This is a genomic window from Mangrovicoccus ximenensis (assembly GCF_003056725.1).
Classification (GTDB): Bacteria; Pseudomonadota; Alphaproteobacteria; order Rhodobacterales; family Rhodobacteraceae; genus Mangrovicoccus; species Mangrovicoccus ximenensis.
Map to the genome: position 1 here is coordinate 1 of NZ_QBKZ01000025.1, position 11945 is coordinate 11945.

The following is an 11945-nucleotide window of genomic DNA, read 5'->3' on the forward strand; positions in this document are numbered from 1 at the left end:
CGGCCATCGGCGAAAGCCCGCTCGACCGGCAGATCGGCACCGGCGCCTACCGGATCGCCGAATACGAGGCCGGCAGCCGCGTGGTGCTGGAGCGCGATCCCGGCCGCAGCCCCTGGCGCCCCGGCCATGTCGACCGCATCGAATTCATCGATCTCGGCCCCGATCCGGCCGCCGTGGCGGATGCCGCCGAGGCCGGGCTGATCGACGTGAATTACGACACCGGCGGCGCCTACGGACCGGTGATGGATGGGATCGGCTGGGTCCGCTCCGAACTTGACACCGCCTCGACCATCGTGCTGCGCGCCAGCCAGGCGCATGAGCTGGGCGGCTTCAAGCCCTATGGCGATCTCCGCGTGCGCCGCGCGCTGCAGCTTGCCGTCGACAACGAGGTGCTGCTGGAGCTCGGCCATGACGGGCGCGGGCTGGTGGCCGAGAACCACCATGTCGCGCCGATGCATCCCGCCTATGCCAGGATCGCGCCGCCGAAGCAGGACGTGGCCGAAGCCCGCCGCCTGATGGAAGAGGCCGGGATGCTGGAATTCGAGCACGAGCTGGTCTCGATCGACGATGACTGGCGGCGCTTCACCACCGACGTGATGGCCGCGCAGCTCCGCGACGCGGGCTTCAAGGTGAAGCGCATCATCCTGCCCGCAGGCGAGTACAATGCCAACTGGAAGGGCTTCGCCTTCTCCTCGACCAACTGGAACGCGCGCGAGCTGGGGGTGCAGGTGCTGGATCTGGCCTACCGCTCGGGTGGCGCCTGGAACGAGACCGGCTTCGCCGATCCGGAATTCGACGCGCTGCTCGACCGCGCCAAGGGCCTGCCCGCTGCGGAAGAACGCCGCGATGTCATGCGCCAGCTCGAGGAGCGGCTGCGCGACCAGGCGGTGATCGTTCAGCCCTATTGGCGGCGGCTGATGCGCCACCACCGGCCCGGCATCGCAGGCGCCGAGCGCAACCACAAGGACATGATCGACGTCCACGCGCTGGCGCTGGAGGGCTGAGGCCTCAGCGCCCCTCGAACCGCGCCGGGCGTTTCTCCAGGAAGGCCATGACGCCCTCGGTGAAATCCCGCGTCCGGCCGCATTCGCCCTGCAGATGCGCTTCGAGCCGGAGCTGCGCGTCGAGCCCGTTCTCGAAGCTCGCCCGGAGCGCCTGCTTCATCCGGGCATAGGCTTCGGTCGGCCCCTGGGCGAGCTGCGCGGCGCGCCCGCGCCAGACCGTTTCGAATTCGGCATCGGGCACCGCCTGCCAAATCATGCCCCAGGCCTCGGCCTGCCGCGCGGTGACGGGGTCGGCGAAGAGCATCGCCCCCATCGCCTTTGCAAAGCCCATCTGCCGCGGCAGCCAGTAGGTGCCGCCCGCATCCGGAATGAGGCCGATCCGCGAAAACGCCTGCAGGAAGACCGCGCGTTCTGCGGCGATCACCACATCCGCCGAAAGCGCCAGGTTCGCCCCCGCCCCGGCGGCCGCGCCGTTCACCGCCGCGATCACCGGCAGGCGGCAGTCATGGATGGCGCGCAGCAGCGGCTCGTATTCGTCGCGCAGCGTCCGCTCGATGTCGAGACTGGCGGCATTGCCCTTGTCGGCCAGGTCCTGGCCCGCGCAGAAGGCGTCGCCCGACCCGGTGATCACTATGGCCCGCGCGGCCGGCTCCGCCGCCTTCAGCGCATGCAGCAGCTCAGCCCGCATCCGCGTGTTCAGCGCGTTCTTTCGGTCCGGCCGGCCGAGGCGGATCACCGCCACGCCCTCTGCCGTCTCAAGCGCGATCGTCTCGTAGTCCATGCCGTCCTCCGCCCGGTTCCCGCGCCAGACTAGCCGAGCCCGCCGCGAAGGGAAGCGCAACGCAGGGTCACGGCATCAGTCTTCGAGGATCGCCTTCAGCCGGGCGGTTTCCTCGGCGCTCAGCGCCTCGGGCGCGGTGTCCCGCGACAGCCGGTTGCGGCGCTGGAAGGCGAAGCCGATGCCCAGGCCGGCAACCAGCAGCACCGGCCCGGCGATCCAGAGGATCACGTTGGCCCCGGTCAGGGTCGGACGCAGAAGCACGTATTCGCCGTAGCGGTCGACGACGAAGTCGATCACCTCGGCATCGCTGTCGCCCTCGGTCAGGCGCTCGCGGACGAGGATGCGCAGGTCGCGCGCCAGATCGGCATTCGACTCGTCGATGCTCTCGTTGCGGCAGACAAGGCAGCGCAGCTCCTTCGACAGCTCGCGGGCACGGGATTCCAGCGCCGGATCGTCGAGCACCTCGTCGGGCTGCACGGCAAGGGCCGGGACCGCGGCGGCGATCATCAGGGCGGCAATCAGGGAACGCATCGGGGTCACTCCGCCGGCACCGGGCGCGCCCAGGATTTCGCTTCGCCCGCCGCCACGCGGAAGCGGCGGTCGGTCAGGCTGAGGCATCCGCCGAGCGACATGATGATCGCGCCCGCCCAGATCCAGTTGGCGAAGGGCTTGACGTAGGTGCGCACGGCATAGCCGCCCGCCGCCTGCGGATCGCCGATCACCAGGTAGAAGTCGCGCCAGATGCCGTTGTCGATCGCGGCCTCGGTCGTCGGCATCTGCGCCACCGGATAGACGCGCTTCTCGGGATGCAGGGTCGCCAGGCGGCGCTCGCCGTCCCAGACCGACATGGTGGCCATGGTGGAGTAGTAGTTCGGCCCCTGCACCTCCTCGACGCCGTCGAGCTGGATGCCGTAGCCCGCCACCTCGAACCGGTCGCCGACCTGCGCGACGCGGATGTCCTCGGTCTGCCAGGCGGTCATCGCGGCGATGCCGATGAAGGTCACGCCCAGACCGGCATGGGCCACCGCCTTGCCCCAGTCGGCGCGCGGCAGGTTGGCGAGCCGCCGCAGCCGCGCATCGCCGCGGCCGGTGCAGCGCGCCGATCGGAAAAGACATGCGGTCTTGCAGCGGGTCCGTGTAGGAGATTTATGTTGAGTGTTGAGCGCTCCCCGGAATGCAGCGCCCCTGTGCTCTTCCCGGAACAGAGGAACTGGCATGACCAAAAAGAAGGCCTCTTCTCCCGGCGGGATCACCGCGCCGAAACCGGAAGGCCGCGGATAGCCGAACTCACGCTCCCCCGGCCGCTTCCGATGATCGACGGATCCGGTCATGTCGATCGCGGGCACCTGCCCGAAATTCCGGGCCCGCAACCCTGCCGAAACAAGCATTTGCGCCACATCTGGAGGCACCGCCTCCTCCAGACGGGCTTCCGGCAGCGGAGCCGTCAGCCAAGGGCGCATCTGGTTCCGCCCGATCTCCTGCGTCGCCGCCAATGTCTCTTCGGTGGTCCGCAGCATCCTGGCCACGCAGAGCACCGCCACGAGGCCGGTCAGGACAGCCGCCACCCCGGCCAGCGCAGTTATCTACTCCGCCAACGGCATCTGCTCCGTCACCGGCAGGACGCCGAGATGGACCAGCGCCAGTGTAGCGATCGCGATCCCCGCCGTCAGGCCGAGACAGACCCCGTTCCGCAAATCCTTCCGCTCCGTCCTCATGCCCTGCTCCCGAAACGAAAACGCGCGCCCGGGGGCGCGCGCTCAGGATCGTCGGACCGCCGAAGCTCAGTGCTTCTTCTTCTTCGGCGGCATCAGGTCGGTGATCGTGCCCTCGAACATCTCGGCGGCGAAGTTCACCGTCTCCGACAGCGTCGGGTGGGCATGGATCGTGTGGCCCAGATCGACCGCATCCGCGCCCATCTCGATGGCAAGGGCAGCCTCCGCGATCAGGTCGCCCGCATTGGTGCCGACGATGCAGGCGCCGATGACACGCTGGTCTTCCGGGTCGAACAGCAGCTTGGTCATGCCCTCGCTGCGCCCGTTCGACAGCGCCTTGCCCGAGGCCACCCAGGGGAACACGCCCTTCTCGACCTTGATGCCCTTGGCCTTGGCTTCGGTCTCGGTGACGCCGCACCATGCCACTTCGGGGTCGGTATAGGCGACCGACGGGATCAGCCGCGCGTCGAACCAGCGGTTCTCGCCGGCGCAGACCTCGGCCGCGACCTTGCCCTCATGCACCGCCTTGTGGGCGAGCATCGGCTGGCCCACCACGTCGCCGATGGCGAAGATATGGGGCACGCCGGTGCGCTGCTGCTTGTCGACCGGGATGAAGCCGCGCTCGTCGACCAGCACGCCCGCCTTCTCGGCATCGATCGCCTTGCCGTTCGGACGGCGGCCGACCGCAACCAGCATCATGTCGAACGTGTCCTCGAAGGTCTTGCCGTCGGCCCCCTCGAAGGTGACTTTCAGCCCCTTCTTCAGCGCCTCGACATTGGTGACCTTGGTCTTGAGGAAGACGTTCTCGTAGCGCCCGCCGATCCGCGTGGCCAGCGGCTTGACGATGTCCTTGTCGGCGCCGGGGATGATCTGGTCCATGAATTCCACGACCGTGATCTTCGCGCCGAGCGCGTCATAGACGCAGGCCATCTCCAGCCCGATGATGCCGCCGCCGAGGACCAGCATCCGCTTCGGGATCTGGCGCAGCTCCAGCGCGCCGGTGCTGTCCACCACCCGCGGATCCTCCTGCGGAATGAAGGGCAGGTTCACCGGCTCCGAGCCGGCTGCGATGATGCACTGGTCGAAGGACACGGTCTTCGTCCCGTCCTCGCCCGCGACCTCGATCATGTTCGGCCCGGCGAACTTGCCCATGCCGCGCACGACCTCGACCTTGCGCGCCTTCGACAGGCCGGAAAGCCCGCCGGTCAGCTGGCCGACCACGCCGTCCTTGAATGCCCGGACTTCGTCCAGGTTGATTTTCGGCTTGGCGAAGCTGACGCCATGGGCGCCCATCTCCTCGGCCTCGGTGATCACCTTGGCGACATGCAGCAGCGCCTTCGAGGGAATGCAGCCGACATTCAGGCAGACCCCGCCCAGCGTCGGGTTCTTCTCGATCAGGATGACCTTCTTGCCGAGGTCAGCCGCCCGGAAGGCCGCCGTGTAGCCGCCGGGGCCCGAGCCCAGCACAACCACCTCTGCGTGAAGATCACCCTTGCCGGATGCGGTGCCGGTGGCGGCGACGGCGGCGGGAGCCGCCGGTGCAGCCGCGGCCTTCGGGGCCTCGACGGCCCCGGAGGACGCGCCCCCCTCGCCTTCGAGCACCATGATCAGCGAGCCCTGGGAAACCTTGTCGCCCTCGGCGACCTTGATCTCCTTCACGACGCCGGCCGCAGGCGACGGCACTTCCATCGTCGCCTTGTCCGACTCCAGCTCGATCAGCGCGTCCTCGGCGGCAACCGTGTCGCCCACCGAGACCAGCACCGAAACCACCGGAACATCGGTGAAATCGCCGATATCCGGCACGGTCACGTCGATCGCGCCGCCGCCCGTGGATTTCGCTTCCGGGGCTGCCGAAGGGGCCGCGGGGGCCTCCGCCGCGCCTTCGGCCTCGAGCACCAGGATCAGCGAGCCTTCGGAGACCTTGTCGCCCTCGCCCACCTTGATCTCAACGACCTTGCCGGCCGCCGGGGACGGGACTTCGAGCGTCGCCTTGTCGGATTCGAGTTCGATCAGCGGATCCTCGGCGGCGACGACGTCGCCGACCGAGACCAGGACCGACACCACGGGCACATCGGTGAAATCACCGATATCGGGTACTTTGACATCCATCGGGAACTCTCCTTACCACATCAGCTTGCGCATGTCGCCGAGCAGCGTCTTCAGCGTCACGCAGAAGCGGGCTGCCAGCGCGCCGTCGACGGCCCGGTGGTCATAGGACAGCGACAGCGGCTGCATCAGGCGCGGCACGAATTCCGAGCCGTTCCAGACCGGCGCCATCTTCGAGCGGGTGAGCCCGAGGATCGCGACTTCCGGCGCGTTGACGATCGGCGTGAAGGACGTGCCGCCGATGCCGCCGAGCGACGAGATCGTGAAGGTCGCGCCCGACATGTCGCCGCCCTTCAGCTCGCCCTTGCGGGCCTTGCCGGAGAGCTCCATCAGGTCCTTGGAAATCTCCACGAGGCCCTTGCGGTCCGCATCCTTGATCACCGGCACCACCAGCCCGTTCGGCGTGTCCGCCGCGAAGCCGATATTGTAGAAGTTCTTCTTGATCAGCTTGTCGCCGTCGGGATGCACCGAAGAGTTCAGCTCCCAGTGTTCCTTCAGCGCCGAGACCGAGGCCTTGATCACGAAGCTGAGCAGCGTGACGCGATAGCCGTTCTCCTTGGCCATCGTGTCCATTTCCTTGCGGTACTGGTCCAGCTCGGTGATGTCCGCTTCGTCATTGTGGGTGACGGCGGGAACGTTCAGCCAGGACCGGTGCAGCGCCGGGCCCGAGATCTTCTTGATCCGCGACATCTCCACGTTCTCGATCGGGCCGAACTTGGAGAAGTCGACCGCCGGGACCGGCGGGATGCCCATGCCGCCCGAGACCGCGCCGCCTGCCGAGGGCGCCGCCGCCGGGGTGGCCGCCTTCAGCGCCTTGGCGATGTCCTCGCGCAGGATACGGCCCTTGCGGCCGGTGCCGTTCACCTTCGTCGGCCGCGCCGCCCAGCACGATCCGCTCAGGGCGCACCGACAGGGTCGCGCGGCTGCCAGGAACGGCGGGCTGCGGGAGTGCGATCACCCCGGCCTCGGCCTGCATCGCCCGGCCGTCCGGCATGACGTCGCCCGCGAAGAGGTTCGAGGTGCCGAGGAAGGTCGCCACGAAATCCGTCTCGGGCCGGTCGTAGATCTCGTCGGGGGCGCCGAGCTGCAGGATGCGGCCGCCATGCATCACGGCGATGCTGTCGGACATCGACATGGCCTCTTCCTGGTCATGGGTGACGAGGAGCGTGGTGATGCCGAGCCGCTGCTGCATCTCGCGGATCTCGAACTGCATCGACTCGCGCAGGGCCTTGTCGAGCGCGCCCAGGGGCTCGTCGAGCAGCAGGACGCGCGGGTTCACGACCAGTGCGCGGGCCAGCGCGACGCGCTGCTGCTGCCCGCCGGAAAGCTGCGCGGGATACATGTCGCCGCGTCCCGCCAGGTGAACCATGTCGAGCATGCGGCGGGTTTCGTCCTCCTGCCGCGCCTTCGGGGCTCCGGCCATGCGCAGCCCGAAGGCGACGTTCTCGGCGACGGTGCGATGCGGGAACAGGCTGTAGTTCTGGAAGACCATGCCGAGGCCGCGCTTGTTCGGCGGCAGCCGGGTCATGTCCTGGCCGCCGATCTCGATCCGCCCAGCATCCGGGGCCTCGAAGCCCGCCACCATGCGCAGCGTCGTCGTCTTGCCGCAGCCCGAAGGCCCGAGCAGCGACACCAGCGATCCCGGTGCCACGGCAAGGTCGAGGTCGCGCACGGCCTGCACTCCGGCGAAGTCCTTGCGGATGCCGGTGAGGGTCAGGGCGGAAGAGGCGTCGGTCATCATGGCTCCGATCGAGTCAGACTGGGGGCGCGAGGGCTGGCCTTCCTAGAATTGTAGCGCTACAATAAAATGTAAAGGGCAAAGTTCCGCGGCGGTGCTTTGTCTTGCGATTTTTGCTGCGCTGCCGCATTTTCCGACGGTCCAGGAGGAGCCATGTCCGACGCCACCGATTCCCGTCAGCCGCGCAAGCTGACCATGCAGGATGTCGCGCGCGCGGCGGGCGTCTCGCCCATGACGGTGTCCAACTGCTTCCGCTATCCCGAGCGCGTGCAGGAAAAGACCAAGTCGCAGGTCATGAAGGTCGCGGCCGAGCTCGGCTATGTGCCGAACCTCTCGGCCGGGCTCCTGGCGGCCGGGTCCAGCCGGGTGATCGGCGCGGTGCTGCCCTCGATGCGCAACTCCTCCTTCTACCGCTACACGGTCGGCCTGCGCGAGGCGGCGGCGGAGCGGGGCTATGCCGTGATCACGATGATCGCCGAGACCCCGGCGGAAGAGCTGGCTGCGGCGCAGACCCTGCTCGGGCTGCGGGTCGCCGGGCTGGCGCTGATCGCGGGACCGCATGCGCGCGAGCTGAAGCGGCTGGTGGAGCTCTCGGGCACTCCGGTGGTCGAGGCCTGGGCGGGGGAGGATGCGATCGGGCGGGGCGTGTCCTACGATGTCGGCGGGGCCAGCTCCGCGCTGACCCGCCACCTGATCGCCCAAGGCCGCCGCCGGATCGGCTTCGTCGATGTGGCCGGCGGCGGCGGCATGCGCTACTCGATGCGGCTTCCCGCTTTCCGGCGCGAGATGTTCGCGGCGGGGCTTGCCGATGATCTGGTGATGACGGTGCGCGCGGCAGACGGGTTCGGCGCCGGGGCGCAGATCATCGACGATTTCCTCGCGCGCGACCGGCGGATCGACGCGGTGCTCTGTCCGACCGACGTGGTTGCGGCCGGGGCCATATTCGAATGCAACCGCCGCGGCCTGTCGGTGCCCGGCGGGATCGCCGTGGCGGGCTGGGGCGATTACGACATCGGGCGGCAGATCACGCCGACCCTGACCACGGTGGCACCCTTCTCGGATGCGATCGGCCGCGGCGCGGTGTCGATCCTGCTCGGCGACGAGGCGCAGCGCCGGGGCGCGCCGCTGCTGACCGCCTTCAACATCCTGCCGCGCGAAAGCACCTGAGCCGGCGGAGCCGCAGGGCTGCCCGGGAGCCGGGCCAAAAAAAAGGCGACCTGCGCGAGGCAGGCCGCCATGGTTTCCGCGGCTCAGGGAGGAGGAGGAGCCGGTCGAAACCTGAGATACTCGTGATAGTCGATGGCGCTAACATCGCAGCTGTGCCGCGCCGCCGCAACCGACAATCATGCAACCCGGATCTGCCTTTTCGTCATGGCGGGAGGCCGGGCGTCACCCGGGCAGTTTCGGGCGCGGCATGCGGAACACGCTCTCGATCGCGCCGAAATCGGAATAGCCCAGCCGCGTCAGGGGCTTGAAGCGCGTGACATCGAACCGGCCCTCTTCGGTCAGGCAGTCGTCGCGCAGATGGATCGCCTCGATCCGGGCGATCATCAGCCGGTTGGCCCGGCCTTCCAGATCGACCACTTGGGTCAGCCGGCATTCCAGCGAGGCCGCCGCATGGGCGAGCCGCGGGCAGTCGATGGTCTCGCACTCGGCAAGCTCCAGCCCCAGATGCGCCGCCTCGTTCACCTCGGCGGGGAAGGGCGCGGAAGACGCGTTCAGCGCCTCGCGGTCGTCATAGCCCGCGATGTTGATGCACAGCACGCCGCTGGCCCTGGCCTGGGCGAAGCTGTCCTTGCCGGCCTCGCGGTCGGGCTTGTCGCCGATCGAGGCGACGATCACCTGCGGCGGCGTGTAGGCCACGGCGTTGAAGAAGGAATAGGGCGACAGGTTGACCTGCCCGTCGCTGCCGCGGGTGGTGATCCAGGCGATCGGGCGCGGCGAGACGATTGCGGTCAGCGGGTCGCGCGGCAGCGGCCGCTCGCCGTCGGTGCGGTAGAACATGGCAGTCTCCCTATCGGTGGGGCGGGCGCGGCGGCCCGCCCTGGGGTCAGAGGCTTTCGAGCCAGGCGGCGATGTCATCCGCATCGGTGACATCGGCATATTTCTGGCCCATATCGTAAAGGTTTGCGTCATGCGGCGCCTGCGCCCGATCGGCGCAGCAATCGGCCGGGACCAGCACGTTGAAGCCCGACTGGACCGCATCCACGACGGTCGCGCGCACGCAGCCCGAGGTGGTTGCGCCGCAGACCACGACCGTGTCGGCGCCCGCGCCGGCCAGCAGCGCGGACAGCGTCGAGCCGAAGAAGGACGAGGCGCCCTTCTTGGTGACGACGGCGTCTTCCGGCTGGATGCCGGTGGCTGCGTCGATCTCGACCAGCCGCGTGCCTTCGATCAGCGCGCGCATGCCGGTGGCCTTCTTCAGCCAGGGCAGCTTGTCGAGTTCGCCCGGATGGTAGGCGATGGTGGTGAAGACGACGGGGAAGCCCTTGGCACGGGCGATGTCGCAGAGCCGTTTGGTCGCCGCCATCTGGGCGGAGGCCTCCGAGGCGGTCGGGTATTGCAGGTCGGTGAAGCCGTAGGAGAAATCGACGACGACGATGGCGGGGCGGGTGCCGCGCGGCACGGAGGCGCCGAAGCCCGCGGCCTTGTAGGTCTGTTCCTGGGACATGGGATCCTCGAGAGAAAGGGTCCCGCGCCGGGCGGACGTCCGGCGCGGGGGCGGGCGGCCTGTCAGGCGCGCTCCATCGCGATTTCCTTGACGACGATGTCGCCGTCGATGACGATCGGCTTGTCGTCGAGGAAGAGCGAGCAGCCGCGCATCGGGATGTCCAGATGGCAGGCGGTGTCGTTCGGGCCGCCGAGCTCGTTGTTCGGCCCGGTGGAGAACATCACGTTGCCGTAGAAGGCGCGCGGCTCCATGCCCATGCCGCCCGGGAAGGCGCCCGGCACCATGTTGTGCCACTTGGCATTGGGGTTCATGCCCCAGCCGACATGGCTCATGCCCATGCCGCGCGGGTCGTTGAACGCCGCCATGTAGGATTTCACCAGCTCGGCATCGAGCCCGCCACGGATGTCGGTGATCCAGCCCTTTTCGATCGTGTAGGTGATCGGGTCGCGGACATACATGTTCTGCGGCAGGAGGATGTCGCCCGGCGCCACCACGATGGTGCCGTCGACGCCGTCATCGTCGCCGCCGGTGAAGACGAAGCCCGAGGGCCAGTGGTCCCAGCGGCCCGGCTCGTCGGTGCAGGCATATTCGGTGACCGCCGGATAGGTGTTCAGCTTGTAGGTCACGTCGGTGCCGTGCGGCGAGGTGATGCGCATCACCTTGGCGGCGTCGACCATGGCGCCGGCGATGGTGACCTTCTCGCGGATCTCCTGGGTCGGCAGCATCCGCGCCAGCAGTTCCGGCGGCTCGACCGCGGTCAGGATGCGGGTGCCGGCGGCCTGGATGGCGAATTGCTCGGGGCTGAACAGCAGGAAGATGCAGTCGATCAGCATGTCGCAGTTCTTCAGCGCCTCGACCGCCTCGGGCATCGCGGCCAGGCCGGTCTGGCCCACGGCCCAGGCGCCGACGACCGGCGGGGCCGGCAGGCGCATGTGGTACATGTTGGCGCCCAGCCGCATGCCCGCCGCCATGAAGGCATCGGCATAGTCCAGCCGCTCGTTGCCCTGGGTCAGGACGATGAGGCGCTCGTCCTTCTGCACGCCCGACATCTTCAGCTGATGCAGGCAGATCTCGGTGAAGCTCGCGTGATCCATGTCAGTGTTCCCTGTTGGTTATGCGTCGAAATCCATGACCGCCTCGAGGAAGCCCTCGAGATCGTCCCAGGGGATCATGTGCCCCGCCTCCTCGACGATGCATTGCTGCATCTTCGGGGCCAGCGCGGCGATCTCCTCCTGGTCGGCCTGGTCGACCACCGTGGCGCCGCCCGCGATCACCAGCCGCGCGGGCTTCTCGATCTTCGGCAGGTCCTGGTGGATGTCGTCGGTGTGGAAGCCGTCGAAGGCGATTCGGATCGCGCCCCAGTGGCAGGTATGCAGCCATTCGGCCCTGAGCGCGACCTGCTCGTCAGTCCAGGTCGGGCAGAAGCTCTTCATCTCCTCGAAGGTGATGGCGCGTTTCGACATCATGATGCTGTCGCCGTACCACGGCCATTTCGACGGATAGGCGCGGCGGTTCGGGCCCGAGGTCGGCGGATCGACCAGGATATAGCCCGCGAAAGGCGCGGCATTGCGGGCATTGGCGCGGATCGCGATGCGGGCGCCCATCGAGTGGCCCATCAGGATCGGGCTGTCCATCTGCTCGGCGATCGCGATGGCGTCATCGGCCATTGCGTCGAGCGAATAGTCGAGATCGCCGGTCGCCGACAGGCCGCGGCCGCGCACGTCGAGCACGTGGACCTCGAATTTCTCGGCCAGCCGCTCGGCGACGAAGCCCCAGGTGATTGCGGGCGAGGTGATGCCCGGCACCAGCAGGAGCTGCTTCGCGCCCGCGGGCCCATCCCAGCGGATCAGGTGCTGGCGGATGCCGTTCGCGTTGATGTTGTAGCCAAAGCCCATCTCGGTGTCCTCTTGTCCTTGCGGCCGGGCAGCGCTGC

12 protein-coding genes and 1 pseudogene are annotated in these 11945 nt (G+C 68.4%); 2 read left to right on the forward strand and 11 right to left on the reverse strand.

Features of this window, described 5'->3' with window-relative positions; translation table 11 throughout:
- A partial coding sequence (locus C7T91_RS27665; protein WP_236638557.1) for an ABC transporter substrate-binding protein occupies positions 1 to 1004 on the forward strand: 1004 nt, incomplete at its 5' end.
- A 4-nt stretch (positions 1005 to 1008) separates the two neighbouring features.
- Here the strand turns inward: C7T91_RS27665 and C7T91_RS27670 are convergent.
- The 7 genes and pseudogenes from C7T91_RS27670 to C7T91_RS40525 form a co-directional block, all read right to left on the reverse strand.
- Positions 1009 to 1785: an enoyl-CoA hydratase-related protein gene (locus tag C7T91_RS27670; RefSeq protein WP_108263134.1), complete on the reverse strand. Its 777-nt coding sequence runs from the start codon at positions 1783 to 1785 to the stop codon at positions 1009 to 1011.
- A 75-nt stretch (positions 1786 to 1860) separates the two neighbouring features.
- Positions 1861 to 2316: a cytochrome c-type biogenesis protein gene (locus C7T91_RS27675; protein ID WP_108263135.1), complete on the reverse strand. Its 456-nt coding sequence runs from the start codon at positions 2314 to 2316 to the stop codon at positions 1861 to 1863.
- A 5-nt stretch (positions 2317 to 2321) separates the two neighbouring features.
- Positions 2322 to 2876: pseudogene (locus C7T91_RS37260) on the reverse strand (cytochrome c-type biogenesis CcmF C-terminal domain-containing protein); the annotation flags it as partial.
- 492 nt (positions 2877 to 3368) lie between these two features.
- Complete coding sequence (locus tag C7T91_RS38175) at positions 3369 to 3500, reverse strand: hypothetical protein (RefSeq protein ID WP_269102638.1); 132 nt, start codon at positions 3498 to 3500, stop codon at positions 3369 to 3371.
- A 66-nt stretch (positions 3501 to 3566) separates the two neighbouring features.
- Positions 3567 to 5606 carry a dihydrolipoyl dehydrogenase gene (gene lpdA / locus C7T91_RS27685; RefSeq protein WP_108263136.1) on the reverse strand — a complete coding sequence of 680 codons (2040 nt, stop codon included), beginning with the start codon at positions 5604 to 5606 and terminating at the stop codon, positions 3567 to 3569.
- A gap of 12 nt (positions 5607 to 5618) precedes the next feature.
- Complete coding sequence (locus C7T91_RS27690; protein ID WP_236638558.1) at positions 5619 to 6293, reverse strand: 2-oxo acid dehydrogenase subunit E2; 675 nt, start codon at positions 6291 to 6293, stop codon at positions 5619 to 5621.
- Positions 6217 to 7341, reverse strand: a complete 1125-nt coding sequence (locus C7T91_RS40525) for an ABC transporter ATP-binding protein (RefSeq protein WP_236638559.1) — start codon at positions 7339 to 7341, stop codon at positions 6217 to 6219. The genes C7T91_RS27690 and C7T91_RS40525 overlap by 77 nt, the downstream gene beginning before the upstream one ends.
- Positions 7342 to 7494: 153 nt before the next feature.
- Here C7T91_RS40525 and C7T91_RS27700 point away from each other — a divergent pair, with 153 nt between their 5' ends.
- Positions 7495 to 8508, forward strand: a complete 1014-nt coding sequence (locus C7T91_RS27700; RefSeq protein ID WP_108263137.1) for a LacI family DNA-binding transcriptional regulator — start codon at positions 7495 to 7497, stop codon at positions 8506 to 8508.
- Positions 8509 to 8730: 222 nt separating this feature from the next.
- On the opposite strand, the gene C7T91_RS27705 is transcribed toward C7T91_RS27700, so the two are convergent.
- The 4 genes from C7T91_RS27705 to C7T91_RS27720 all read right to left on the reverse strand — a co-directional run bounded on the left by C7T91_RS27705 (position 8731) and on the right by C7T91_RS27720 (position 11907).
- Positions 8731 to 9345 (reverse strand): flavin reductase family protein, encoded by a 615-nt coding sequence (locus C7T91_RS27705; RefSeq protein ID WP_108263138.1) that lies wholly within the window; start codon positions 9343 to 9345, stop codon positions 8731 to 8733.
- A 46-nt stretch (positions 9346 to 9391) separates the two neighbouring features.
- A complete protein-coding gene (locus tag C7T91_RS27710) occupies positions 9392 to 10012 on the reverse strand; it encodes an isochorismatase family protein (protein WP_108263139.1) in 621 nt (206 codons plus the stop codon).
- Positions 10013 to 10074: 62 nt separating this feature from the next.
- On the reverse strand, positions 10075 to 11106 hold the full coding sequence (locus C7T91_RS27715; RefSeq protein ID WP_108263140.1) for a M29 family metallopeptidase: 1032 nt from the start codon (positions 11104 to 11106) through the stop codon (positions 10075 to 10077).
- An 18-nt stretch (positions 11107 to 11124) separates the two neighbouring features.
- Entirely contained in the window at positions 11125 to 11907 is a 783-nt protein-coding gene (locus C7T91_RS27720) for an alpha/beta fold hydrolase (protein ID WP_108263141.1), read from the reverse strand.
- Between the last annotated feature and the right edge of the window lie 38 nt (positions 11908 to 11945).

What these genes read in the sequence shown, in the direction of transcription:
- C7T91_RS27715 (WP_108263140.1), bottom strand. Translation starts at nt 11,106, where the DNA reads ATGGATCACGCGAGCTTCACCGAGATCTGCCTGCATCAGCTGAAGATG.
- C7T91_RS27720 (WP_108263141.1), bottom strand. Translation starts at nt 11,907, where the DNA reads ATGGGCTTTGGCTACAACATCAACGCGAACGGCATCCGCCAGCACCTG.
- C7T91_RS27670 (WP_108263134.1), bottom strand. Translation starts at nt 1,785, where the DNA reads ATGGACTACGAGACGATCGCGCTTGAGACGGCAGAGGGCGTGGCGGTG.
- lpdA (WP_108263136.1), bottom strand. Translation starts at nt 5,606, where the DNA reads ATGGATGTCAAAGTACCCGATATCGGTGATTTCACCGATGTGCCCGTG.
- C7T91_RS40525 (WP_236638559.1), bottom strand. Translation starts at nt 7,341, where the DNA reads ATGACCGACGCCTCTTCCGCCCTGACCCTCACCGGCATCCGCAAGGAC.
- C7T91_RS27690 (WP_236638558.1), bottom strand. Translation starts at nt 6,293, where the DNA reads ATGTCGCGGATCAAGAAGATCTCGGGCCCGGCGCTGCACCGGTCCTGG.
- C7T91_RS27675 (WP_108263135.1), bottom strand. Translation starts at nt 2,316, where the DNA reads ATGCGTTCCCTGATTGCCGCCCTGATGATCGCCGCCGCGGTCCCGGCC.
- C7T91_RS27705 (WP_108263138.1), bottom strand. Translation starts at nt 9,345, where the DNA reads ATGTTCTACCGCACCGACGGCGAGCGGCCGCTGCCGCGCGACCCGCTG.
- C7T91_RS27710 (WP_108263139.1), bottom strand. Translation starts at nt 10,012, where the DNA reads ATGTCCCAGGAACAGACCTACAAGGCCGCGGGCTTCGGCGCCTCCGTG.
- C7T91_RS38175 (WP_269102638.1), bottom strand. Translation starts at nt 3,500, where the DNA reads ATGAGGACGGAGCGGAAGGATTTGCGGAACGGGGTCTGTCTCGGCCTG.
- C7T91_RS27700 (WP_108263137.1), top strand. Translation starts at nt 7,495, where the DNA reads ATGTCCGACGCCACCGATTCCCGTCAGCCGCGCAAGCTGACCATGCAG.